Raw genomic sequence first — 22,899 nt, forward strand, 5'->3', positions numbered from 1 at the left:
AAGCTGGTGAGCGTTAAGCGCAGTGACCGGAGTGAGCGCCCGGAGCGTCTGCTGTTTGAGCGAAGCGAGTTTCAGACGCGACAGCGAACCGGAGGGAACGGAGTAGCGAGGCAGGTTCGGCCTTGATCTTTTGGTTACTTTTGGATCAAGCCAAAAGTAACAAGTAAATATTTATCAACAATCAAATACAGAATCCATTATGAGCAAACTAAGACAAATCCTTGAATTTATCAGAGCCTTGTTGGGCTTCTTGTTGAACCTGAAAAAGAAGAAAACGGATGAGAAGAATGAAAAGCCGGCTCGCCCGATACCGGAAGAGTTGCCGGACGATGCGCCTCCGGACGGCATTGGCATTGTATCTGGCCGCCCTTGGGATAATGGCCCTGTGGGCGGACCGTTCAGAGGTGGTATTAGGATGTGTAGGGGCCCTCTTGACACTCTCGGAGTGCGGACGGGCCACACGGGGCAAGTCGCCTCCTTCGTAGGGTGGACGTTGTTTACATACGCTGTCGGGATGTCTTTATGGGGAGCCTGAACGGACGTTAGCGGATGGACACTTTGCGGACCGTGTCGCCGATGCGGACGATGTAGTACCCTTTGGCAATATCCACCGTATATTCGCCGGAGGGTTGCTTCATCGGTATCTCTTTCACCCGGATGCCTACCACGCTGTAGATCTCGAGCTTGCTGCCGGCCGGAGCATTCTCCACAACGATCTTGTTATCGTAGGCGCTGACCTCTACAGAGTCCGGTTCTTTGTCTTTGTCGGCGGTCGTCCGGGATACGGTCGTATGCGCTTGCTGTGCCATCACCTCAAGCGGACAACCGGCCCATGCGGCCAGCAACAAAACGATTGTAATGAATACTTTCATATACCAAACCCTAAGATTGTACAAATGTAGGAATATTTTTTGGATAATGTAGAAAGTTCCGTATTATTAATGACGAAATAGCTTAAATCGTTTCCAAAGTTTTTTTATATTTTGCCGGCAGTCCCAGACAGCGGCAACCTGTATAATCTCCTTTTTCACATAATAAATAATCTTGTAATGCTTATTAGAGACTAACGAACGATATTCCTTGGTTGCCGTAACCAACAACAACTCCCTGGGAGCCATAAACGGGAATTGAAGAAGCCGATCGCCGTCATCAATAAAACTGTTATAGATTTTAGTCGCGACCTCTTCGCTTTGATGGGAGTAGTAATCATATATTTTGTCAAGGTCTTTTTTGGCTGCATTACTCCATTTTATGGTCATTTGCATAACGGATGTCTTTTCCTTAATTCATCGCTTGTATAATACCGCCCCATCCGAAAATCCTCCTCAGCCTCTTCCAAACGCTCTTTCAGTTCCTCGATAGTATATTGACAAGGCGGTTGTTCGCGCGTGAGCACACGTTTGAGGTATTTCCCTACACGGTCGACCGTCTCTTCGGATTCGATCATATCGATCATTTCCCGGAGTTCGTCCTTCTTGCATTCCAATTCCATAGCCGTCATGATTATATCCTTTCTTCTTTTTATATATTGACAATGGGACAAATATACACAAAAAATCCTATCGAGAACGAAACAATCTTTTTAATCGTTTTACATTCTGCCGGCAATCCCAAACACCGGCGATATAGATGGCATTATTTTCAAAATAATATAGAATCTTATATTTATCAACGATAAGCGAACGGTATGTTTTATCACGATCTTCCAACAAGGGTTCTATCGGAGCCATTTGGGGAAAATTAAGTAAAGGTTCTGCTGCATCTAATATTTTATTATGTGTCTTAATGGCAGCTTGCACACTTTTCTTACTGATAAACTTATAGATACTGTTAAGGTTTCTTTGGGCTGCCGGCAGCCAGACGATTCTGTTTACCATGTCAAAGCGGCTTTTCGAAGTTCCTCCGTCGAGCATCCCAATCCCAAACGAGCTTCCTTTTCTGCCACATTCAACTGTTCCTTCAACTCTTCTATAGAGAATTGACAAGGCGGTTGTTCGCGCGTGAGCATACGTTTGAGGTATTTCCCTACACGGTCGACCGTCTCCTCGGATTCGATCATATCGATCATTTCCCGGAGTTCGTCCTTCTTGCATTCCAATTCCATAGCCGTCATGATTATATCCTTTCTTCTTTTTATATATTGACAATGGGACAAATATACAACAATATTTGCTTGAAAAGCAGTTCAAGCAAATTATATTCCGAATAAAAAGAAGCCCCCTCTCCTATTTTTTAATTTTTAATTCTTAATTTTTAATTCTCAAACCCTTACCACCATCCCCTCATTCCCCAATATCGTGCCGGGGAATACCGCTTCCGCTTCCCGGTGAAGCTCGGACAGGTCTTCGTAACGGGCGGAGTAATGGCCGATGACAAGGCGTTTGACCCGGGCGTCGCGGGCTATCTCCGCTGCCTGGCGGGCAGTGGAATGGAAGGTCTCTTTAGCACGGGCGAGATCGCACTCGGCAAATGTCGCTTCGTGATAGAGCAGGTCCACCCCTTCGATAATCGGGATGATCGAGCGGTGGTAGGCCGTATCGGAACAGAACGCATAGCGCTTGGGAGGAGCAGCCGGGCGCGTCAGGCGGGAGTTGGGAACCACTTCCCCTTCGGGCGTGACATAGTCCCGCCCCTGTTTGATGTCCTTCATGCAACGGACGGGAACCTGGTAGAAATCCGTCATCTCGCGGATGATATGCGCCTCTTTCGGTTTTTCGGCGAAGAGGTAGCCGCAAGTAGGAATCCGGTGCTTCAGCGGGATGGAATAGACCGACAGCGACCGGTCCTCCATCACCAACGAATGGCTGCGGGTATCGACTGGGTTGAAACGCACTTCGAACTCCATGCCCCGGCAGAACAAATCCATCACGGGGCGCAGGTAAGTCTCGACCTCCTTCGGGCCATGCACGACCAGCTCGCCGGTACGCCCTAACATCCCGAGCGTTGAGACCAGGCCCGGCAAACCGAAACAGTGGTCGCCATGCAGATGCGAGATGAAGATATGGGCGAGACGGCCGAAACGGACGCGCATTTTACGCATCTGCACCTGGGTACCCTCCCCGCAATCAATCATATATAATTTATCCCGTAAATCCACTACCTGTGAAGTCGCCAGATGCCGCGTGGTAGGTAACGCCGAACCGCATCCCAATATGTTTATGTTAAATTCTGCCATAAGGTCCTTCGGATAATTTGGGTGTAAAGATAATACAAAAGCATTGGCGTACTGTGAAAAATAACAAAAAAAGCAGGGAGATTGTTCCGAGGGTCACAGGGATTCCATATATTTGTTTGCTGTCCTTATGGAAGCTATTTAGAGTCAGTAGAAAAGACTTAAGATATTTTCATCTAAGCCTTAACTAACTTTTTCTTTTTGTTTAAAACGGTTAAATGTAGAAACGGCCAAGCGTGAGCTTCGCCGTTTCCTTTGTTTTATGGGGCCATCTCCCCCCACCATCAATAGGCATGTATGTCTTTCTCTTCCATCTCCTTCCCGCTGATCTTCCTCAGATCCAACGCACGCCAGGCATAGAAAATATAACCTAAGACGAAAGGCACGAGGATGGAGACATAACTCATCACTTTCAGGGTGAACGGACTGGAGCAGCTATTGGCGATCGTCAGCGAACTTTGCAGGTCGGCCACCGAAGGGTAATAAGCCGTATTGTTCCAACCGGCACAAAGCAACAGCGCCAGTACCGTGAGCACCGTGCCTGTCCCGCAGAACCAGATGCCCTTTTTCCATGTCCCCGACAAGATCGTACGTACGATGCCGTACAAGACACCGGCCACACCCGCCAACAGCACAGCCGATACGGCTGGCATCCCGACCAGGTTCATAAAGTATTTATAGGGCTGCATATACACCTCTTTTGTCTCCGGATCGACGGCAAACCCGTCGGCAAGCAACAGATGCACGAGGAAGACAAGGAAGAAGACAAGAAACAGCGCCGTTTCGATCACCAGATGCTTGCGGCTGCGTTTCACGATCTCGGCATCGTCGATATTGTTGATGAAATAAAGCAATGCCTGGATGCGTGCCAGAAAGAACACCGCCAGTCCGAGGCATACGTTCCAGAACACCAAAGCGGCTTCAAGCCCGTGCCAGGGGTTCGCCCAAGTGGAGATCACCGGCATCGCGACATCGGTCAGCTGTCCTTTGTTGACGACAAACTCGGCTCCGCTAAAGAACGTACCGACAGCCGTGCCCAACAGGATCGGGCCCAAGATGCCGTTCAGCAGCAGGAATACCTGATACGTCTTTTTACCCAGGAGATTCCCCTTCTTCGACTGGTACTCATACGATACGGCCTGCAGGACGAAGCAAGCCAGTATCAGCATCCACACCCAGTAGGCTCCGCCGAAACTGGTCGAATAGAATAACGGGAAAGAGGCGAAAAACGCACCTCCGAAAGTGACCAGGGTCGTAAACGTAAACTCCCATTTGCGTCCGGTCGAGTTCAGCAACATCTTTTGTTGCAATTCAGTTTTGCCGATCGTGAAAAGCAAGGACTGTCCCCCCTGTACGAAAAGCAGGAAAACCAACAATGCTCCCAACAGGGAAACAAGGAACCACCAGTAATGCTGTAACAATATATATGTACTATCCATAACACTCATTTCTTAATTCATAATTCATAATTCTTAATTCACCGAAGGCCCTTTCCTGATCGCCTTCACCATAATACCGATCTCTGCGATCAGCAGAACGGTAAAGAGCAGCAGGAAGAGGAAGAAGGTTGTCTGTACCGACGAAGTCGCCAGCTTGGACACGGACGCACCGGTCGGCAGGATGTCCTGGATAGCCCAGGGTTGACGTCCCACTTCGGCCACGACCCAACCGGCCTGCCCGGCGATGTAAGCGAGGGGGATCGTCCACAGGCTCGCCCATTGCAACCAGCGTGCATCGGCAAACTTTCCTTTCTTGCTCCAGATCAAAGCGATTATGAACAACAGGATAAAATATCCGCCCAGGATCACCATGATGCGGAATGAATAGAAGGTTAAACCTACGTGAGGGATCAGGTCGGCAGGATCTTTGATATACCCGTAACCGAAGTAAGCGAAGTTTTCGTCTAACAACGTACGGGCTTGCCGGGCAGCCGCCTGGTCTTTGTCTTTTACAGCCTTGCGGTAATCGGCAAGAGCCTGGATGGCGATCTGTCCCTTTTCAATCTTCTCGGCGGCGGAAAGGGCTACCGTCCCCTTGTTGGTCGTATAGCCGCCATCTATCAGGTTGACGATGCCCGGCACATACGCATCCACATCGCGTTCGGCGAGGAAGGAGAGCAGCTTCGGGATCTTGATGTTGAAGATGAAAGGATTTACATTGTCCTTATAACTCGTCTTGTCGGGATTCAGCAGGCCGATGGCGACCAGCCCCGTACCGTCGCCGCCCTCATAGAGCCCTTCCATAGCGGCCAACTTCATCGGTTGTTTCTGGGCTACCTGATAGGCGGAACCGTCACCCGTCCATACGATAAGTATGGAAGCGACAAGCCCGAAAACGGCAGCGATCTTGATGCTTTCGAGCGAGAACTTCGTCTCCCGCTTTCTCAACAGATACCAACTGCTGATGCCGATCACGAATACGGCGCCCACGATCCAACCGGAAAGTACGGTATGGAAGAATTTGTTGATGGCGACGGGCGATAAGGCGACCGCCCAGAAATCGAACATCTCGTTGCGCACGGTGTCCGGATTGAAGCGCATCCCTGCCGGATATTGCATCCAGGCATTGGCAATCAATATCCAGAGGGCGGATAGGGTTGCCCCTATAATCGTCAGCCAGGTGGAAGCCAGATGGAAACGTTTGCTCACCTTGTCCCAGCCGAAAAACATCACGGCTATAAAAGTCGCTTCCATAAAGAAAGCTAAGATTCCTTCAATGGCGAGGGGGGCTCCGAAGATGTCTCCTACAAACCAACTGTAGTTAGACCAGTTCGTCCCGAATTCGAATTCGAGGATCAGCCCGGTGGCAACACCGATAGCGAAATTAATACCAAACAGTTTCATCCAGAACCGGGTTGTCTTTTTCCAGAATTCGTTACCTGTTTTGTAATAGATGGTCTCCATGATGGCTTGTATAACGCCGAGCCCCAACGTGAGGGGGACGAACAGCCAGTGATACATGGCAGTGAGAGCGAATTGCGCTCTTGACCAGTCAATCAAAGAAGTGTCAATGCTTGCGATCATGATTATATAATTTAAGGAGTAATTGCCCTGTTGATCAATTCACCCGAAACGTGCTCTTCCTTCGCGGACTCTCCGTCGAACTTCCCCAAGTAATTAGGAAAGAAAAACAGTTTTAAGATAAAAAACATGATGAAGAGCTTGACCAATATGATTAGCCATAGCGTTTTACCCAGCTTCATTTCGCGAAATCCTTCCAGATAAAAATGGTATATCCGTATGTATATAGGCTCCCTTTTCATATCGGTATCGTACTTTAATAACAAGAGATCGGGTGAATAAGTTTTTCTTTCTTTACAAAAATAGGAAAAGCGTTAAAATGTTTTCCCCTAAAAGCATAGATATTATTTATGAAAAAATAGACTTTATCTATAATCTCTGTTAAAAAAAACTATTTTAAAGAAGAAAGCCGAAAGGAAGACTTGCCGTTACTTCCGCATTGGCTATATTTGCGTCAGTTTGTGTTTTTATAGGACAAGAAATTACATCGAATATTATAATTAAGTGCTAATCTATAAAAAATTATTACTATGTCGAACATTTCAAGAAGATCATTTCTTCAAAGAGGAGCCGCAGCAGCTGCCGCCTTCTCGATCGTTCCGGGTTCCATCCTGGGAAAATCTCATGGATACACCGCTCCATCCGACAAGTTGAACATTGCTGCCGTCGGTATCGGCGGTATGGGTAATGCCAATCTTAAGAACATGGAGAAAACAGAAAATATCGTAGCGCTTTGCGATATCGACTGGAAATATGCCAAACCGGTATTCGACCGTCATCCACAGGCAAAAAAGTACTGGGATTACCGCAAGATGTATGACGAAATGGGCAAATCCATCGACGCCGTACTGGTTGCCACTGCCGACCACACTCACGCTATGATCACGGCCGATGCCATGACAATGGGCAAACACGTGTACACACAGAAACCGTTGACCCACTCGGTTTACGAATCCCGTTTGCTGACCAAACTGGCTGCTTCGACAGGCGTTGCCACTCAGATGGGTAACCAGGGTTCTTCAGCCGAAGGCACAGACTTGGTCTGTGAATGGATCTGGAACGGTGAAATCGGTGACATATATAAAGTAGAATGTGCTACTAACCGTCCTATCTGGCCGCAGGGTTTGAACACACCGGAAAAGGCAGACAAGATTCCTTCCACACTGAACTGGGATCTGTTCTCCGGTCCGGCAGAAGTAAAACCTTACAACCACATTTATCATCCTTGGAACTGGCGCGGATGGTGGGCTTACGGAACAGGCGCATTGGGCGATATGGCTTGCCACATCATGCACCAGCCGTTCAAAGCCTTGAAGTTGGGCTATCCGACAAGAGTCGAAGCATCTTCCACTCTGTTGCTCCGCGATTGCGCTCCTAATGCACAGCACGTGAAGTTCATTTTCCCGGCTCGTGAAAACATGCCGAAACTCGCCATGCCGGAAGTGGAAGTACACTGGTATGACGGCGGTATGATGCCGGATCGTCCGAAAGGTTTCCCCGAAGGCAAAGAACTGATGGGTCCCGGCGGTGGTCTGACCATCTTCCACGGAACAAAGGATACGTTGATCTGCGGTTGCTACGGCCAGGAACCGTTCTTGCTGTCCGGCCGTGTGCCTAACGCTCCGAAGGTATGTCGCCGCGTAGCAAACGCCATGGGTGGCGGTCACGAACAAGACTGGATCCGTGCATGTAAAGAAAACGCATCCAGCCGTGTCCAGACAAAGTCCAACTTCTTAGAAGCCGGTCCGTTCAACGAAATGGTTGTGATGGGCGTATTGGCAGTTCGTCTGCAGGCGCTGAACAAGACGCTGGAATGGGACGGACAGAACATGCAGTTCACCAATATCAACGACAACGAAGAGATCAAGGTTTGCATCAAAGACGGTTTCACGATCAAAGACGGCCATCCTTCGTTCAACAAAGACTGGACAGATCCTGTCAATGCTAAAAAATTCGCTGCCGAATTGATCAAGCATAACTATCGTCAGGGTTGGAGTTTGCCTGATATGCCAAGATAATATCAGTTTTAAACAAATAAATAGAATGAAAAAGTCAGTATTATTAGCAAGTGCCGCAATTATGATGTGCTATTTCACATCGTGTGGCGGTGGTAAGAAAACAGAAGAAGCTGCTGCTCCTGAAGAAGGAGCACAAACAGAAGCTGCCGTTCCTGAATACAACCTCATGAACGATCTGCCTACTGTTGACTTGTCTACTTTCCCGAAAGATGCCGATGGCAAAGTCACTTTGTTCGACGGTAAATCGTTCAATGGGTGGAGAGGCTACGACCGTACGGATGTGCCTGCTGCCTGGGAAGTGGTAGACGGTACGATCCATATCAAAGGGTCCGGTGCAGGTGAAGCTGGTGCTAAAGATGGTGGCGACTTGGTTTTCGCTCATAAGTTCAAAAACTACGAATTTGAATTTGAATGGAAAGTAGGTAAAGGTTCCAACTCAGGCGTTCTGTATATGATCCAGGAAGTCGAAGGACAGCCTTCTTATATCTCTGCTCCTGAATACCAGGTACTCGACAACGCAAACCATCCGGATGCCAAGTTGGGTAAAGACGGTAACCGCCAGTCTGCTTCCCTGTATGACATGATCCCGGCCAAACCGCAGAACTCCAAACCGTTCGGCGAATGGAACAAGGGTAAGATCATGTGCTACAAAGGTACGGTCGTTCATTATCAGAACGACGAACCGGTTGTTGAATATCATTTGTGGACACAGCAGTGGAAGGAAATGTTGGATAACAGCAAATTCAGCAAAGACAAATGGCCGTTGGCTTACGAACTGTTGCTGAACTGCGGCGGTGAAAACAAAGAAGGTTTCATCGGTTTCCAGGACCACGGAGACGATGTTTGGTATCGCAACATCACGATCAAAGAACTTGACTAAGCAGTCGTTTCTTTTATCAAAATAAGGAAGCCCCGGTATCGTTTGGATGCCGGGGCTTTTCTTGTTTGCCAGATGCAGAGAGACGGCCGGACTTATTTTGCCATCACCTTTATATTGCTATAACTGTTCCCTTCGAAATTGATACGGCCGTTTTTGCCGTTGTTGACATCGAGTATGTAGTCGTTTTTGTTCCTTTGGTCGTCGCGGCTATCGAACCCGACCGAGTTCTCGCTCTGGTTACGACGCTGGATATTGAATCCGCCTTGAATCTTGCAATTGCCGTATTTCATATCGTTGGCAACGACACGGAAGGAGGCGTTCACATCGATATGGATATTCAGATTGCCGTAGCGGGCATCCACATTGACCTTGTCGAAGTTGCTGGCAAGATCCTTGATGTTAAGCGTGCTGTAGCTCAGTTCATCGACGTTGATGCCTTGTTTCAGTTCGTCGATCTGGCAATTCCCGTATTTCAGTTCCAAGTAGCCGTTGTCCAGCCTATTGATATGGATATCGCCGTATTTGGCTTCGACATTCATCTTCCGGATATTTCCGAGGTTGAGGTTGGAGTACCGGCCGTCGACATTCAGTTGTGAGCCGTTGCGGATAGAGGATTTGCCGCAATAGGCCAGGTCCAAAGTCGCATTGTCGACATCGGCGATGTCCAGATTGCCATATTGCACGTCTATGTTGAGAGGCCCCGTGAAGCTGCCGCCGCTGAGATTGCCGTATTTGACATGCAGGTCGCATTTCCCCTTATTGTTTTCCGGCATGGTGATATTGCCGTACTTCTGTGTCAGGTCGCAGGTCAGGTCGGAGGGCATATTGACATAGTAGTTGATGGTGAACGACTGGTTGCCCCCGTTGCTCCCGTTTTGCGGCTTCAGGCTGGTGACGGCCGAAACCGTATTGCCCATCTTTTCCATCCGTATGCTGATACGGTCGAGGATGTTCTGCGCCTTTTCCTCATTGCGGGCTTTCGCCTCGATTACGACACGGATGGAGACTTCGTTCTTGCTCCAGTGCGTGACCGTAATGTTCCCGTAACGGTTGTCCACTTGGAGGATGTCGCTTTTGCCGACATTGAAACTTTTGTTGATTTCCTTTTTCTTGATGCTTTCCTGTTTGCTGCCCCAACCGGGCAGGCTGCAGCACAAAACCAGGAGCATGAGCAGGCAAGGCCGCAATAAGGACTGCTTGCCGTTCGTCGGATGTTGATGAGTTGCTTTCATTTTGCTTGTCTGTTTATTATCTTAATCTTTTATTTGTCGTCTTCATATTTTCCATCTGCTTCAACATGATGTTGAGGCTTTCCAGGCTGGTGCTGTAATGCAGGTTCATGGCATAGAGGCCGGCATTGGAGCAAGGCAGAGTCGGAAGGACCGTTTCTTCGAACATATAATTGTCCGTCAGGACCCGTTTCGTCTCTTTCAAAAGCTCCTCCGTTCCGGGAGTCCGTTGCTGTTTGTACATCGCCTGCATCTGCGAGATGATGTCGCTCATCTGCATATTGTAGTAGAGACGAAGTTCCTCTATCTCCTCCTTCACCTCGCAGGTATGCCGGCTTGCGGCCGCCTGTCCGGGCTGCGTATGCAAAGGCGTGCCGCCCGGCAGTTTGAAGAGGAACAGCAGGGCGATGCAAGCTGCCGCGGCAAAAGCGCAAAGGCTATATAGCGTAGCCCGGCTTTTGCGCGGAGCAGCCAGCTTCTGCTCGAAGCGTTCGAAGTGGCCTTCAGGTAACAGGTCGTCTTCAAAGGCTTCCCGGTTCGTGTCTATGAAATGTTTCAGTTTATCCATTTTCTTTATTTGCTGCTATTATATCCAACAATTTGCGCTTTGCCCTGAGATACTGGCTGCGCACGCTCGGCGGCCGGATGGTCAGGATGGAGGCGATCTCTTCCATATCATATCCCTCAAAGAGGTAGAGCGAGAGGATCACGCGATAGCCGGCCGGCAGTTTCTTGCAGGCTTCCTTCACCTGGGCGACGGAATAGCGGATTTCCTCCTCGTCCGGCCCGTCGTCGTCGGGTTCGGCATAGTTGTCCGAAAGCTCTTCCCAGCCGGGTGTCTGCCGGCGCACGTAATCGATGGCTGTATGGACGGCTATGCGGTGCATCCATGCTTCGAAACATTGTCCATCCTGATACTGGTCGAGGCGGGTGAATATCTTCAGGAAAGCATCCTGCATCGCCTCCTCCGCCTCTGACGCGTTGCCCACAATACGCAGGCAGGCAACATACAGCCGCTGTGCGAATTGCTTGTAAAGGGCGAGCTGTGCGGTCCGGTTACCACGCCGGCACCCTTCGATCAGATGTGCATTTGTTTCTTCCATTTTCATATATATAAACGAGGGGGATCGGAGAAACGTTGCATCTTTCCGGCAAGAAAAGCCAAAAAAAGATAGTACATTCCTGCAAAAAGCCTATAGCTTATTATGGAAAAGCCTATAACCTTTTGAGCCGAAAGCTATAGGGTACACAAAAAGAAAGGCATCATCCCGATGCCTCTCTCCCTGAACTAAATGATAAAAATAAAAGTTATGTGGGAAGGTTATTTGTCTTCTGTATCTTTTGACTTGTAATCCAACTCGACGGTATTATAGTCGTTCGAGACGAAAGATCTGTATTTGATCTTCAACTTCACCGTCTTGCCTTCCGTGTCCGGCAACTTGTCCAGCTTGAAGGAGACCAGCCCGGCTGAAGGATTGATGGACGGGTCGATATCGCCATAGGCATTATGGCGGAACTCCAGTTCATACGGATCGGCGCTGTTCGTCTGTACCAGGTTCAGGAAATGCTTGACATTGTCGTTGTAACCTTTCTGGATATAGAAATCGAAGGTGATATATCCGTCCTCGATCCACACCCCGTCCTTAGACCAGGCACCGGCGAGATTCAGCGCCAACTTGTCTGTTCCGTAATAGGAATCATTTTCCGGTCCCAGGTCAGGAGCGATCGGTTTGGTCAGCAAGGTGTCCAGCGTGACCAGCCGGACAGTGCAGTCGTAGCCCGGCTCCTTCTTTTCGTCCTCCATGTACCGTATCAAGGCGCGTATCTCTTTCAATTGTCCGGGGAAAACCTGGTTGGTCGGGTATAAAGTCGTCGAATCATCCAATTGCATATAATAAGTACTTTCGCTCAACGGCTTGACCGTGACAATGGCAGGCAGGCTGTCCCTCAAAAAGTCATAATAATCGTCATCATCCAAACAAGAATAAAAAGCAGTAGAACCCAATAAGATTCCGAGTAGTAGCATAAAACTTTTCAACGTCTTCATAACATGTATCTAAATTATTTATTTTTCCTTTCTAAAAAGGAAGATGACAAAGACGCTGCAAATGCTGCAAAGAGAGCTGATAAAAGATGTTAATGCTTCAATGATTGATAGATAAGCTCCGCTGTACGGCGGGAAGCGCCGGGCTTGCCGAGCAGGCGGATCATCTCGTCGTAGCCGTCGAGCATGCGGGTACGGTAGGCAGGATCGTTCAGGACACGTCCTAACTCGTCATGTATCCGGCTATATGAAAATCGGGCTCCGAACAACTCCTGCACCACTTCGCGTCCGGCGATGAGGTTGACCAGCGAGATGTATTTCGTATGGAAGAAATGGCGGAAGATAAAACTTGCCAGCCGACCGGCCGCGACATAATAACAGACGACTTGCGGCACACGGAAAAGGGAGGCCTCGAGCGTAGCCGTCCCCGATGTGACCAGCGCCGCATCACTATGGCTGAGGAGAGGATAGGTTTTGCCGAACACGATCTTGACATCCGCGTTGCCGACATACTGCCTGTAATATTCCGGTTCCAGGCCGGGAGCGCCGGCGATCACGGGTTGGTGGTCCGGATAGGCGGCTGCCACCTTCAGCATGGTCGGAAGGTTGTCTTTGATCTCCTGGCGGCGGCTGCCTGCCAACAGTGCCAGCACGGGACGTTCGTCCAGCTGTTCGTCCCTGCGGAAAGTATCAGGTCCGGCCGCCTGCCTTTCCATATAGCCGGCGACCGAATCGACCGAAGGGTTGCCCACATAGTCCACCGGATAGCCGAGGTTGCGGAAAAACTCCACTTCGAAAGGCAGGATGCAGAACATCCGGTCCACGTAGCGGCGGAAATCCTTGATCCGATACTGCTTCCAAGCCCATATCTTAGGAGAGATATAATAGTAGACGGGCCGCCCCAACTGCGTCTTGACGTATTTGGCCATCTTCAGATTGAAGCCCGGATAATCGATCAGGATCACCACATCGGGACGGTACTTCCGGATTTCTTCCTGGCAGGCTTTCATGTTGTCCAGGATCGTACGGAGATTGAGCAGTACGGGGATAAAGCCCATGAAAGCCATATCCCTGTAATGCTTCACCAGCGTCCCTCCGACCGCCTGCATAAGATCGCCGCCCAGGAAACGGAAATCCGCCTGCGCATCCTGCTCCTTCAGCGCAGCCATCAGGTTGGAGGCATGCAGATCACCGGAGGCTTCGCCCGCTATCAAAAAATATTTCATATTTATTCAATTGACAATTGATTTTTCAGCTGTGCCAAAAAGTCATAGTCCGTCACATCTATCTTGCACGGGACGAGCGAGGCATAGCCGCTGTCGAGCGCCAATGTGTCGTTGTCGGCATGGATCGGCTTGGCATTCTCGAACGCGCCGGCAAGCCAGAACACGGGTTCGCCCGCTGCGTTTTCCGACCGTTTGAATTCATTGGTCCAGCGTCCGTCCGCCTGCCGGCATACCTTCATCCCTTTCACGTTCGGGACATTGGGGACGTTCAGGTTCAGGTAAGTGCCATGCGGCAATCCTTCTTTTATGATCCGCCGTGCAAGCATGCGCCCTAAGCGGCAGCTCTCGGTAAAGTCGGCATCCGCACGGTGGTCCAAGAGCGACACGCCCATCGAAGGGATGCCGAACACGCACCCTTCGGCAGCCGCGCCCATCGTTCCGGAATACTGGATGCAGATGGCATGGTTGCCGCCATGATTGATCCCGGAGGCCAACAGGTCGGGCTTGCGTTCCAGCACCTCGTTGATAGCCAGTTTCACGCAATCGACCGGAGTCCCGGTACAGCTATAAACCGTCAGTCCTTGTTCTTTCTTTACCAATGTGTACTTGATCGGTACGAGCGAAGTGATCGCGCTTGCCATTCCCGAACGGGGCCCGTCGGGAGCAAATACCACAATATCCCCCAGATCCCTGAGGCACTCGGTGAGTTCTTTTATTCCTTTGGCTTCAACGCCGTCATCATTTGTAATCAGAATTAGCGGTCTGTCGTTCATCATATCTTTATTAATTGCACACAAATATACGGAAATTCTCAGAGTTCCCCGGCGAGAAAATAAATTTTCACCGGCAGGAAAATTTATTTTCACCGGCAGGAAACAAAAGTTTCATCGGCAGGGAACAGAGAGGGGAAGCAACGAGGGAGACGGACTTCCTTTACCGCCCCGAATATAAAAAGCGCAGACTAACGCAGCGACTTATCCTTTTATGGATAACGACATCTGCGTTACTCTGCGCTCGTCCGCGTTGTTCGCGTCCGGTTAAGCTCCGATTAAAGCACCTGGATGCCTTCTTCGCGGGCTGCTTCTTCTCCGGAAGGAGTGATCAGCTTGTAGCCCTTACCGTGAATGTTGATGATTTCGATTTTCGGATCATCCTTCAACAGTTTACGGAGTTTCGTGATATATACGTCCATGCTGCGGGCATTGAAGTAGTTATCGTCTACCCAGATTGTCTTCAGTGCATAATTACGTTCCAAGATTTCGTTTGCATGTGCGCAAAGAAGGCTCAGGAGTTCGCATTCCTTAGTTGTCAGCTTCGTGATCTTGTCGCCGATAGCCAATGTCTGTTTCTGGGTATCGAACAAGAAGTTCCCTAACTTGTAGAAAGGAATGTCTTTCATCTTCTTGCCTTTCACGCGGCGAAGGATCGCTTCGATACGGAGCAAGAGTTCTTCCATGCTGAAAGGCTTTGTCAGATAATCATCCGCACCGATTTTGAAACCTTCCAGGATATCTTCCTTCATAGTCTTGGCCGTAAGGAAGATAACAGGGATATCAGGGTTGATAGAACGGATTTCCTGCGCCAGCGTGAAACCGTCTTTTTTCGGCATCATCACGTCAAGTACGCAAAGGTCATATTTGCCTTTGGTGAAACCTTTGTAACCGGCTTCTCCATCGGAGAAGAGGTCAGTCACATAACCTTTTGCCTGCAAGTATTCTCTTAATAGCATACCCAGGTTCTCGTCGTCTTCGCAAAAGAAGATTTTTAGTTTTTCTTCCATAACTAACTTTTTATAAGAGGTAAAGTAATAATAAATTTTGTTCCTACATTTCCGGAACCACTTTCGGCACGTATCGTACCTTTATGGTCCTCCACTATTTTACGGACGTAAGCGAGTCCGAGCCCGAACCCTTTCACGTCGTGTACGTTTCCTGTCGGTACGCGGAAGAAGCGGTCGAATACTTTCTTGAGGTATTCTTTCTTGATCCCGATACCGTTGTCCTCGATCGATATCAACAACTTGCCGTTCTCGTTCCAGGTGCGGCACATCAGCGTCAGCGGCACTTCGAGGCGGCGATACTTCACGGCGTTGTCCAACAGGTTGAACAGCACGTTCGTGATGTGCATCTCATCCACGTAGATGTCCGAATCTTCCGCCTGCAGGTCGATGTCGATCGTGCCGTCATACTTCTCGACTTTCAGGGCGAATGTGTTGGCAACGCTTGCCAGCAAATCGTTCGCATCGACCTCCTTCAACTTGAGGGCTGCTTTCTGGCGTTCAAACAGCGACATTTGCAGCACCTTTTCCACCAGGAAGCCCAAACGTTTCGTCTCGTCGTTGATCACCCCGGAGATATGCTTGAACACGTCGGGGCTCTTCGTGATGTCCGAGTCCTTCAGCATCTGTGCGGCAAGCGAGATGGTCGAAACCGGCGTCTTCAGTTCGTGCGTCATATTGTTGATAAAATCATTCTTCATTTCCGAAAGTCGCTTCTGACGGAATACGATATAAATGGTAAAGATGAACGTCACCAAAAGTATCAGCGAGAAGATGATCGACGGTACGATAAATGTTACAGAACTCGAAATATAATCGCCCTTCGTCGGGAAATACACTTTCAGGTAATTCTGTTTCGAAGGAGGATCGTTGGGGAATAACACCTGTTGAATCACGTCTGATACAGGAGGGATCTCCCCGTTCTGGTACACTATATTTCCGTCTTTGTTAATAACAGAAAAGACGAACGGCAGGTTCAATCCATTGTTAATAAATTCTGATTTTAAGTAATTATTCAGCTTTTTAAAATCTATCCTTTCTTCGATCGGCTTCAGGTTCGCCGTGTGCAAAATATTCAGAATCACTTCGTTAAACAATCCGCTCTGATACTGGTAGCGGCGTTTCAACGTTTGCTGCAAATCTTTTGACGTACTGACGATGCTGTTAGGCGCTTTATTGCTGCCCAGCGAAGAGAGCGGCTCGATCTTGCGTGTCCGGATGTCGCTATGGAACTCGATATGTTCGACGGTCCCGTCGGCATTGGTGAACTGCATCTTGTATTTTTTCTCGGTGATGATCCCCCCGCCGAGGTTGCTCTGTTCGTTCTGGTACAGATAATTGTTGGCCTCGTCACGGCTGAGGTCTTCTTCCAGGTACCGGGCCGTTTCGTCAAGCTCCAGGTTTTTCGAGACTTGGTGCATCGATCGTTTGACAGTTTCATTGAACTGCTCGCTACTTTTTTTGAGTATGATGCTTACATATTTCACCTGCAAAAAGAGCAGACCGGCAAAGGCAAAAGCCATCACCACCGCAAGCAACCAAATCGTAGACTTCCTCATATCAATAAATCTCTCGTTTTAATGTCACAAATAACGCGCCTTTTAATTTAATATTTACACAAAAAAGGTAAAAACAGAACGCCTTATATGTTAAAAATGCATTACCAAAGGATGGCAATGTTCTTTCTATCTATTTTTAAGCTAATGCTTTACACCACTTCACAGGCGTATCTTCATATCCTACGCGTTCCGTACTGACTAATAAGAACAGAAATGCAACGTAAATTGTTGTAGCCGACACTTAAAAACTTTTCCCGAAAGCATTGACTTTTAATTATTAACTCTATCTTTGCCTCTTGTAAGAGTTACGTGAAATGACACAAGAAGGTATTACACAGATAGACATCAAACAGGTATTACAGCAAAAGGCGCCTTCGGCCGCCCGCAAGATTCCCGGCTTTGTGGTTGACTATCTGATCCGTACTGTTCATCAGGATGAGTTGAACGACATCCTCCGCCGGTATCACGATAAAGACGGGGTAGCGTTCATGCAAGAGTTGATCGGATATTTTGACTTGAATCTGGAATTGGTAAACGAAGAGAATATTCCTGCCGGAGGCCGGTACATATTCGCCTCCAACCACCCGCTGGGCGGACTGGACGGGATTTGCCTGTCGGCCGTTATCGGCGGGCGTTTCGACGGGAAGATCCGCTACTTGGTGAATGACCTGCTGCTCTACCTGTCCAACCTGAGATCGATCTTCGTCCCCATCAACAAACACGGGGCGCAGGGGAAAAAGAACGCCGAGCTGATCGAAAAGGCCTATGCTTCGGACAACCAGATCGTCACTTTCCCCGCCGGCTTATGCTCACGCAAGCAACACGGGAAGATACAGGACACCGAATGGAAGAAGTCGTTCATCCAAAAGGCCGTAGAATACCGGCGGGACGTCGTACCGGTGTTTTTCGAAGGACGCAACTCGAACTTTTTCTACCGTCTCGCCAACCTGCGGAAAGCATTGGGCATAAAGATGAATTATGAAATGATCTACCTGCCCGACGAGATGTTCAAAAGCAAACACAAGACATACCGTATCCATTTCGGGAAGCCGATTCCCTGGCAAACCTTCGAGGACAGCCGTAAACCGGCCGAATGGGCAGAGTGGGTGAAGGAAGTTGTCTATAATCTAAAGAAATAATTGATTCTATCATATGCAAGACATTATCAAACCGATTGACCGTGCTCTCCTGAAAGCGGAACTGACCGTGGACAAGAAACTGCGGAGGACCAACAAATCCAACAATGAGATATACATTGTCACAGCCCACGACTCTCCCAACGTGATGCAAGAGATCGGGCGGCTCAGGGAAATCGCTTTCCGGTATTACGGAGGCGGAACCGGCTTTCCTGTCGATATCGACGAATACGACACGATGGACGATGCTTATCGCCAACTTATCGTGTGGAGCCCTGAAGACGAACAGATCCTGGGGGGGTACCGCTTCCTCTGCGGTTCGGATGTAAAATTCGACAAAACCGGCAAACCTATTTTAGCGACCTCTCATCTGTTTAATTTTTCCGAGAAGTTCAATAAAGAATATTTGCCGTACACGGTCGAGCTGGGCCGTTCGTTCGTGACGTTAGAATACCAGTCGACCCGTTCAGGCAGCGCGAAGGGATTGTTCGTGCTGGATAATCTCTGGGACGGCCTCGGAGCGCTTTCGGTGGTGGACCCCAGCTTGCAGTATTATTTCGGGAAGGTGACGATGTACAACACCTACAACTCCGAAGCCCGCAACATGATCCTGTATTTCCTGAACATGCACTTCCCCGATCCGGAGAAGCTGATCACTCCGGTCTATCCCTTGGAAACAGGCACGGATCTGGAAAAGATGCAGGAGCTTTTCAAGTACGACAACTTCAAGGATAATTATAAGGTATTGAACCAGGAGGTCCGTAAGTTCGGCATCAATGTGCCGCCGCTGGTCAATGCCTATATGAGCCTCTCCCCCAAGATGCGCGTATTCGGCACGGCCATCAACCATGAGTTTGGAGAAGTGGAAGAGACCGGCATACTGATCGCCATCGACGAGATCCTCGAAGACAAAAAGAAGCGTCATATCGAGACTTACCTGAACGAGGAAGGCAAATCGGCCGACCTGATACGCAATAGTTGAAACGATATATAAGAGCCAGGTACGCGGATGACGCGGATTAGACGGATTAAAACGGATTTAATTATTTCATCCGTCAAGATCCGCTTAATCCGCGTCATCCGCGTACCTGGCTCTTTTTGTATACTAACCTTAGATTACTCTCCGCTCTTCTGTTTCTCCCACTCTCCGGCAATCTCCTCAAGCGCGTCGTACCATTCCTTTCCGAAACGGCGGATCAGCGGTTCTTTCAGGAACTTATAGACCGGAAGATTTTCTTTCTTACCTAACACCTCTGCTGCTTTGCAGATATTCCAGCGATTGTAATTAACCGCTTCGAACGTGTCGTACTTTTCCACACGTATCGGGTAAAGATGGCAGGAAACCGGTTTATAGAAAGAGAGCTTGCCTTCGCGATAGGCCTTCTCCACGGCACACTTGCAAGTTCCGTCCGTATCGTAGCAGGTAAAAACACAGTCCTTGCCGTTTACGATAGAAGTCACCAAGTCTCCCTCTTCATCAATATAGGCAACGCCTTGTTTCTTGATGATCTCCTTGGCTTTCGGCGCCAGGTCGTCCCAGATAACCGGAAGGGCCTTTTCCAGTTCGCCCACCTCTTCCTCCAGCAAGGGCGCACCGGAATCACCTTCCACGCAGCAAATGCCTTTGCAATGCGACAGATCACATAAAAACCGGCGTTCGAGGACGTCGAGGCTGACCAAAGTATTGTCTATTTGAATCACTGTATTAAATTAAGAATTAATAATTAAGAATTAAAAAATATTATTTAGTTATAGAGGATTTGACGGATTTGACGATGCTGACCAAGAGAGCGACTAATTCATTGCAATCGGCAGATAACGAATCATAAGCTTGTTGTTCCAAATAGTCCGTATCCTTCAAAAGATTCAGCCAATAACAAGTTTCATTGGCCTCCTTTAATGCAATACTCATTTTACTTACAAAATCAGCACTGCTTTGTGCATAATGCGCTTCTGCGACCAAAGCTCCTACGGCAGTTCCACTTCGCAGCATTTGCTTAGTCAAGACATATTCTTTTTTAGAATCGATTAAAAACTTGTATGCGTTCACTATACGAATAGCGAACGCATACGATTTAGTACGGATAACATTATCCCTTACTATCATTTTTTAATTTTTAATTCTTAATTTTTAATTCTTAATTAAGTCACGTCCTGTCATATCAGCCGGCTGCGCCATACCCAAAATGTGCAGGATAGAAGGAGCGACATCGGCCAGGACACCGTTTTCCACTTTTGCACTTTTGTTTTCCGTTACATAGACAAAAGGAACAGGGTTCAGGGAGTGGGCCGTGTTAGGAGTGCCGTCCTCGTTGAGCGCGTGATCGGCATTACCGTGGTCGGCGATGATGATTACTTCATAACCGTTAGCCTTGGCAGCTTCGACAGTGTCCTTCACGCAGTTGTCGATAGCGGTCACCGCCTTTTCGATCGCGCCGTAGATGCCGGTGTGGCCTACCATGTCGCCGTTGGCATAGTTCACGACGATGAAGTCGAACTTCTGCGTATCGATAGCTTCGACCAACTTTTCTTTTACTTCGTAAGCGCTCATTTCCGGCTTCAGGTCGTAAGTGGCGACTTTCGGGCTCGGAACCAGGATGCGTTCTTCTGCCTTGTACGGAGTTTCGCGACCGCCATTGAAGAAGAAAGTCACGTGAGCATACTTTTCCGTTTCGGCGATATGAAGCTGAGTCTTTCCGTTCTCAGCCAGATATTCTCCCAATGTATTCTGGACGTTTTCCTTGTCGAACAGGATATGGACGCCTTTGAAAGAAGCATCGTACGGAGTCATGCAATAATACTGCAGGCCGGGGATCGTGTGCATGCCCTGTTCCGGCATATCCTGCTGAGTCAGCACGACAGTCAATTCTTTCGCACGGTCGTTACGGTAGTTGAAGAAGATCACGACATCGCCTTCTTTGATCGTACCGTCTACGGTAGTGTTGTTGATCGGTTTGATAAACTCGTCGGTCACGCCTTCGTCATACGATTCCTGCATGGCCTGAACCATGTCGGTAGCCTGTTTTCCCTTGCCTTCAACCAGCAGGTCGTAGGCTTCCTTCACGCGTTCCCAGCGTTTGTCGCGGTCCATTGCGTAGAAACGGCCGACGATGGATGCGATCTTTCCGGCAGACTGTTCACAGTGGGCCGTCAGTTGTTCGATAAATCCTTTACCGCTCTTCGGGTCTGTGTCGCGGCCGTCCATGAAACAGTGGATGAAAGTATTGTCGATTCCGTATTCCTTGGAGATATCGCAAAGTTTGAACAGGTGGTCGAAAGAACTGTGTACGCCACCGTTGGAGGTCAACCCCATGAAATGGATGTTTTTGCCATGTTCTTTAGCGTAAGAGAAGGCAGAAACGATTTCAGGGTTCTTCATGATGCTGTTGTCGGCACAGGCACGGTTGATCTTCACCAAGTCCTGGTAAACGATACGTCCTGCCCCGATATTGAGGTGTCCGACTTCAGAGTTACCCATTTGCCCGTCAGGCAACCCTACGTTTTCGCCGCTTGCCTGTAACTGTGAATGAGGATAAGTGGCCAGCAGGCTGTCCCAATAAGGAGTGGGAGTGTTAAAGATTACATCGTCTTTACCTTGATCGCCGATACCCCAGCCGTCAAGAATCATTAAAAGGGCTTTCTTGCTCATGATTGCTTAATTTATTATATTGTTTATACTCATTTTCGTTATCCGGGCGCAAAGATAATCAATTTCAACCATATATTGTTTGCCCATAAAATATTACTTTTGCAAACGAAATGGAAAAGACGATACAAGACAAAGAGCTGGGAACCATCCTCCTCCGCACCAGTCCCCGCGCTACCCGCTACACACTGAAAATCTCCAAGGGCATGATCACGGCTACCATGCCTCCGGGGGGCGACGAAGCACGTATGCTCGCTTTTATCCGCGAGAACAAGGAAAAACTTCTCATAGCCCTTGCCAAACATCCCGCCCGTCCGCTCCTGACGGACAAGACGGAGATGCAGACCGCAACGTTCCGCCTCCATATCTTCCGTACCGACCGGGCTAACTTCTATATGAAATTAGACAACGGCATCCTGCATATCGCCTGTCCCTCGCAGACCGACTTTGCCGACGAGCGGGTACAAAAATTACTGAAAGACTTCTTAGAGCAGGCTCTTCGTCACGAGGCCCGTCGCCTCCTGCCTCCACGGTTGCTTAATTTGGCCTCCCGCCACGGCTTCACCTGCACGGGTGTAAAGATATTCAACAGCAAAAGCCATTGGGGGAGTTGCACGCCACGCCGTAGCATCAACCTTTCCCTCTCCCTGATGCTCCTGCCCTGGCACCTGATCGACTACGTCCTCCTTCACGAACTTTGCCACACCATAGAGATGAACCACAGCGATCGTTTTTGGGCGTTGATGGACAAGGTCACGGACGGGAAAGCGATAGAAATGAGGAAGGAGTTGAAGAAGTATCATATGCTGTAAGCCGGATTGCCTTTAGTTTAAACAACCCGGCCGGTTCAATGGATGGGCATTAACAGGTTACAACCCGCTGATCTCTTTTAACGACAAGCCGGTACATTGAGCAATCGTTTCGATGTTGATCCCTTGCTTTTTTAAATTGGCTGCGATAAGACGCTGTTCCTCGGCCTTGCCTTCTTCTTTTCCTTTCTTCATACCTTGTTCGATTCCGTCTTTCATGCCTTCCGCCTTCCCTTTTTCCATCCCGTCTTCGAAGCTGGTATCGAGGGCGGCGGAGAGGTCGCGCTCGACGGAAAGGCTCAGTTCGTATTCCAGGCGTTGGTCGGGCGTCATGCGCTCTACCTCCACGATGCTTTTCAGCTTGCGGAATATCTGATTGTTCA

Annotated in this window: 26 protein-coding genes and 1 pseudogene; 6 read left to right on the top strand and 21 right to left on the bottom strand. The window is 48.9% G+C overall.

Annotation, left to right across the window (positions count from 1 at the left end; translation table 11 throughout):
• Positions 1-199 precede the first annotated feature (199 nt).
• Positions 200-535 (top strand): hypothetical protein, encoded by a 336-nt coding sequence (locus RDN79_RS17055; RefSeq protein ID WP_298550849.1) that lies wholly within the window; start codon positions 200-202, stop codon positions 533-535.
• Positions 536-542: 7 nt separating this feature from the next.
• On the opposite strand, the gene RDN79_RS17060 is transcribed toward RDN79_RS17055, so the two are convergent.
• The 9 genes from RDN79_RS17060 to RDN79_RS17100 form a co-directional block, all read right to left on the bottom strand.
• Positions 543-872, bottom strand: a complete 330-nt coding sequence (locus RDN79_RS17060) for a T9SS type A sorting domain-containing protein (protein ID WP_298550851.1) — start codon at positions 870-872, stop codon at positions 543-545.
• Between the two features lie 66 nt (positions 873-938).
• Positions 939-1,265, bottom strand: a complete 327-nt coding sequence (locus RDN79_RS17065; RefSeq protein ID WP_298550853.1) for a type II toxin-antitoxin system RelE/ParE family toxin — start codon at positions 1,263-1,265, stop codon at positions 939-941.
• On the bottom strand, positions 1,256-1,501 hold the full coding sequence (locus RDN79_RS17070) for a hypothetical protein (protein ID WP_298550855.1): 246 nt from the start codon (positions 1,499-1,501) through the stop codon (positions 1,256-1,258). Before RDN79_RS17070 ends, RDN79_RS17065 begins: the two co-directional genes overlap by 10 nt.
• 58 nt (positions 1,502-1,559) lie before the next feature.
• The gene (locus RDN79_RS17075) at positions 1,560-1,877 is read right to left on the bottom strand and encodes a type II toxin-antitoxin system RelE/ParE family toxin (RefSeq protein WP_298550857.1); all 318 of its coding nucleotides are present in this window, start codon (positions 1,875-1,877) and stop codon (positions 1,560-1,562) included.
• Positions 1,871-2,113, bottom strand: a complete 243-nt coding sequence (locus tag RDN79_RS17080; protein ID WP_298550859.1) for a hypothetical protein — start codon at positions 2,111-2,113, stop codon at positions 1,871-1,873. The genes RDN79_RS17075 and RDN79_RS17080 overlap by 7 nt, the downstream gene beginning before the upstream one ends.
• Before the next feature lie 147 nt (positions 2,114-2,260).
• Positions 2,261-3,175: a ribonuclease Z gene (locus RDN79_RS17085; protein ID WP_298550861.1), complete on the bottom strand. Its 915-nt coding sequence runs from the start codon at positions 3,173-3,175 to the stop codon at positions 2,261-2,263.
• 281 nt (positions 3,176-3,456) lie between these two features.
• On the bottom strand, positions 3,457-4,611 hold the full coding sequence (locus tag RDN79_RS17090; RefSeq protein WP_298550863.1) for a cytochrome d ubiquinol oxidase subunit II: 1,155 nt from the start codon (positions 4,609-4,611) through the stop codon (positions 3,457-3,459).
• Positions 4,612-4,644: 33 nt separating this feature from the next.
• Entirely contained in the window at positions 4,645-6,195 is a 1,551-nt protein-coding gene (locus RDN79_RS17095; RefSeq protein ID WP_298550866.1) for a cytochrome ubiquinol oxidase subunit I, read from the bottom strand.
• Between the two features lie 11 nt (positions 6,196-6,206).
• Complete coding sequence (locus RDN79_RS17100; protein WP_298550868.1) at positions 6,207-6,434, bottom strand: DUF4492 domain-containing protein; 228 nt, start codon at positions 6,432-6,434, stop codon at positions 6,207-6,209.
• A gap of 288 nt (positions 6,435-6,722) precedes the next feature.
• Here RDN79_RS17100 and RDN79_RS17105 point away from each other — a divergent pair, with 288 nt between their 5' ends.
• Both RDN79_RS17105 and RDN79_RS17110 read left to right on the top strand, forming a co-directional pair.
• Positions 6,723-8,210 carry a Gfo/Idh/MocA family protein gene (locus RDN79_RS17105; protein ID WP_298550870.1) on the top strand — a complete coding sequence of 496 codons (1,488 nt, stop codon included), beginning with the start codon at positions 6,723-6,725 and terminating at the stop codon, positions 8,208-8,210.
• Positions 8,211-8,235: 25 nt separating this feature from the next.
• Entirely contained in the window at positions 8,236-9,090 is an 855-nt protein-coding gene (locus tag RDN79_RS17110) for a DUF1080 domain-containing protein (RefSeq protein WP_298550872.1), read from the top strand.
• A 92-nt stretch (positions 9,091-9,182) separates the two neighbouring features.
• Here the strand turns inward: RDN79_RS17110 and RDN79_RS17115 are convergent, their stop codons facing one another.
• The 8 genes from RDN79_RS17115 to RDN79_RS17150 form a co-directional block, all read right to left on the bottom strand.
• On the bottom strand, positions 9,183-10,322 hold the full coding sequence (locus RDN79_RS17115; protein WP_298550874.1) for a hypothetical protein: 1,140 nt from the start codon (positions 10,320-10,322) through the stop codon (positions 9,183-9,185).
• 16 nt (positions 10,323-10,338) lie between these two features.
• Entirely contained in the window at positions 10,339-10,887 is a 549-nt protein-coding gene (locus RDN79_RS17120; RefSeq protein WP_298550876.1) for a hypothetical protein, read from the bottom strand.
• Entirely contained in the window at positions 10,880-11,428 is a 549-nt protein-coding gene (locus tag RDN79_RS17125) for an RNA polymerase sigma factor (RefSeq protein ID WP_374044527.1), read from the bottom strand. Before RDN79_RS17125 ends, RDN79_RS17120 begins: the two co-directional genes overlap by 8 nt.
• A gap of 212 nt (positions 11,429-11,640) precedes the next feature.
• The gene (locus RDN79_RS17130; protein WP_298550879.1) at positions 11,641-12,366 is read right to left on the bottom strand and encodes a NigD-like protein; all 726 of its coding nucleotides are present in this window, start codon (positions 12,364-12,366) and stop codon (positions 11,641-11,643) included.
• A gap of 89 nt (positions 12,367-12,455) precedes the next feature.
• Complete coding sequence (gene lpxB, locus RDN79_RS17135; protein ID WP_298550881.1) at positions 12,456-13,589, bottom strand: lipid-A-disaccharide synthase; 1,134 nt, start codon at positions 13,587-13,589, stop codon at positions 12,456-12,458.
• 2 nt (positions 13,590-13,591) lie between these two features.
• Positions 13,592-14,365 (bottom strand): 5'/3'-nucleotidase SurE, encoded by a 774-nt coding sequence (gene surE, locus RDN79_RS17140; RefSeq protein WP_298550883.1) that lies wholly within the window; start codon positions 14,363-14,365, stop codon positions 13,592-13,594.
• 272 nt (positions 14,366-14,637) lie between these two features.
• On the bottom strand, positions 14,638-15,369 hold the full coding sequence (locus tag RDN79_RS17145) for a response regulator transcription factor (RefSeq protein WP_298550885.1): 732 nt from the start codon (positions 15,367-15,369) through the stop codon (positions 14,638-14,640).
• A 2-nt stretch (positions 15,370-15,371) separates the two neighbouring features.
• Positions 15,372-16,925 (bottom strand): sensor histidine kinase KdpD, encoded by a 1,554-nt coding sequence (locus RDN79_RS17150; protein ID WP_298550887.1) that lies wholly within the window; start codon positions 16,923-16,925, stop codon positions 15,372-15,374.
• Positions 16,926-17,239: 314 nt separating this feature from the next.
• Here RDN79_RS17150 and RDN79_RS17155 point away from each other — a divergent pair, with 314 nt between their 5' ends.
• On the top strand, positions 17,240-18,064 hold the full coding sequence (locus RDN79_RS17155) for a 1-acyl-sn-glycerol-3-phosphate acyltransferase (protein WP_298550889.1): 825 nt from the start codon (positions 17,240-17,242) through the stop codon (positions 18,062-18,064).
• Positions 18,065-18,077: 13 nt separating this feature from the next.
• Positions 18,078-19,043, top strand: coding sequence for a GNAT family N-acetyltransferase (locus RDN79_RS17160; RefSeq protein ID WP_298550891.1), 966 nt, complete (start codon positions 18,078-18,080; stop codon positions 19,041-19,043).
• Between the two features lie 134 nt (positions 19,044-19,177).
• On the opposite strand, the gene RDN79_RS17165 is transcribed toward RDN79_RS17160, so the two are convergent.
• The 3 genes from RDN79_RS17165 to gpmI are packed head-to-tail and all read right to left on the bottom strand — an operon-like array spanning position 19,178 to position 21,710.
• Positions 19,178-19,762, bottom strand: coding sequence for a DUF3109 family protein (locus tag RDN79_RS17165; RefSeq protein ID WP_298550893.1), 585 nt, complete (start codon positions 19,760-19,762; stop codon positions 19,178-19,180).
• A gap of 40 nt (positions 19,763-19,802) precedes the next feature.
• A complete protein-coding gene (locus RDN79_RS17170; RefSeq protein ID WP_298550895.1) occupies positions 19,803-20,168 on the bottom strand; it encodes a four helix bundle protein in 366 nt (121 codons plus the stop codon).
• 24 nt (positions 20,169-20,192) lie between these two features.
• Positions 20,193-21,710 (bottom strand): 2,3-bisphosphoglycerate-independent phosphoglycerate mutase, encoded by a 1,518-nt coding sequence (gene gpmI / locus RDN79_RS17175; RefSeq protein WP_298550897.1) that lies wholly within the window; start codon positions 21,708-21,710, stop codon positions 20,193-20,195.
• A 110-nt stretch (positions 21,711-21,820) separates the two neighbouring features.
• Between gpmI and RDN79_RS17180 the strand changes: the two genes are divergently transcribed.
• Positions 21,821-22,519 (top strand): YgjP-like metallopeptidase domain-containing protein, encoded by a 699-nt coding sequence (locus tag RDN79_RS17180; protein ID WP_308573305.1) that lies wholly within the window; start codon positions 21,821-21,823, stop codon positions 22,517-22,519.
• Between the two features lie 57 nt (positions 22,520-22,576).
• On the opposite strand, the pseudogene RDN79_RS17185 reads toward RDN79_RS17180, so the two are convergent.
• A pseudogene (locus RDN79_RS17185) lies at positions 22,577-22,899 on the bottom strand (hypothetical protein); the annotation flags it as partial.

The organism is uncultured Parabacteroides sp., from assembly GCF_902493135.1.
Taxonomy (GTDB): Bacteria; Bacteroidota; Bacteroidia; order Bacteroidales; family Tannerellaceae; genus Parabacteroides.

Bases quoted from the DNA above. Each gene is read 5' to 3' on its own strand.
- RDN79_RS17100 (WP_298550868.1), bottom strand. From the start codon at position 6,434: ATGAAAAGGGAGCCTATATACATACGGATATACCATTTTTATCTGGAA.
- RDN79_RS17110 (WP_298550872.1), top strand. From the start codon at position 8,236: ATGAAAAAGTCAGTATTATTAGCAAGTGCCGCAATTATGATGTGCTAT.
- RDN79_RS17075 (WP_298550857.1), bottom strand. From the start codon at position 1,877: ATGGTAAACAGAATCGTCTGGCTGCCGGCAGCCCAAAGAAACCTTAAC.
- RDN79_RS17160 (WP_298550891.1), top strand. From the start codon at position 18,078: ATGCAAGACATTATCAAACCGATTGACCGTGCTCTCCTGAAAGCGGAA.
- RDN79_RS17105 (WP_298550870.1), top strand. From the start codon at position 6,723: ATGTCGAACATTTCAAGAAGATCATTTCTTCAAAGAGGAGCCGCAGCA.
- RDN79_RS17055 (WP_298550849.1), top strand. From the start codon at position 200: ATGAGCAAACTAAGACAAATCCTTGAATTTATCAGAGCCTTGTTGGGC.
- RDN79_RS17070 (WP_298550855.1), bottom strand. From the start codon at position 1,501: ATGACGGCTATGGAATTGGAATGCAAGAAGGACGAACTCCGGGAAATG.
- RDN79_RS17080 (WP_298550859.1), bottom strand. From the start codon at position 2,113: ATGACGGCTATGGAATTGGAATGCAAGAAGGACGAACTCCGGGAAATG.
- surE (WP_298550883.1), bottom strand. From the start codon at position 14,365: ATGATGAACGACAGACCGCTAATTCTGATTACAAATGATGACGGCGTT.
- RDN79_RS17180 (WP_308573305.1), top strand. From the start codon at position 21,821: ATGGAAAAGACGATACAAGACAAAGAGCTGGGAACCATCCTCCTCCGC.
- RDN79_RS17115 (WP_298550874.1), bottom strand. From the start codon at position 10,322: ATGAAAGCAACTCATCAACATCCGACGAACGGCAAGCAGTCCTTATTG.
- RDN79_RS17060 (WP_298550851.1), bottom strand. From the start codon at position 872: ATGAAAGTATTCATTACAATCGTTTTGTTGCTGGCCGCATGGGCCGGT.
- RDN79_RS17145 (WP_298550885.1), bottom strand. From the start codon at position 15,369: ATGGAAGAAAAACTAAAAATCTTCTTTTGCGAAGACGACGAGAACCTG.
- RDN79_RS17130 (WP_298550879.1), bottom strand. From the start codon at position 12,366: ATGAAGACGTTGAAAAGTTTTATGCTACTACTCGGAATCTTATTGGGT.
- RDN79_RS17155 (WP_298550889.1), top strand. From the start codon at position 17,240: ATGACACAAGAAGGTATTACACAGATAGACATCAAACAGGTATTACAG.
- RDN79_RS17065 (WP_298550853.1), bottom strand. From the start codon at position 1,265: ATGCAAATGACCATAAAATGGAGTAATGCAGCCAAAAAAGACCTTGAC.
- RDN79_RS17120 (WP_298550876.1), bottom strand. From the start codon at position 10,887: ATGGATAAACTGAAACATTTCATAGACACGAACCGGGAAGCCTTTGAA.
- lpxB (WP_298550881.1), bottom strand. From the start codon at position 13,589: ATGAAATATTTTTTGATAGCGGGCGAAGCCTCCGGTGATCTGCATGCC.
- RDN79_RS17150 (WP_298550887.1), bottom strand. From the start codon at position 16,925: ATGAGGAAGTCTACGATTTGGTTGCTTGCGGTGGTGATGGCTTTTGCC.
- RDN79_RS17170 (WP_298550895.1), bottom strand. From the start codon at position 20,168: ATGATAGTAAGGGATAATGTTATCCGTACTAAATCGTATGCGTTCGCT.
- gpmI (WP_298550897.1), bottom strand. From the start codon at position 21,710: ATGAGCAAGAAAGCCCTTTTAATGATTCTTGACGGCTGGGGTATCGGC.
- RDN79_RS17125 (WP_374044527.1), bottom strand. From the start codon at position 11,428: ATGAAAATGGAAGAAACAAATGCACATCTGATCGAAGGGTGCCGGCGT.
- RDN79_RS17090 (WP_298550863.1), bottom strand. From the start codon at position 4,611: ATGGATAGTACATATATATTGTTACAGCATTACTGGTGGTTCCTTGTT.
- RDN79_RS17095 (WP_298550866.1), bottom strand. From the start codon at position 6,195: ATGATCGCAAGCATTGACACTTCTTTGATTGACTGGTCAAGAGCGCAA.
- RDN79_RS17085 (WP_298550861.1), bottom strand. From the start codon at position 3,175: ATGGCAGAATTTAACATAAACATATTGGGATGCGGTTCGGCGTTACCT.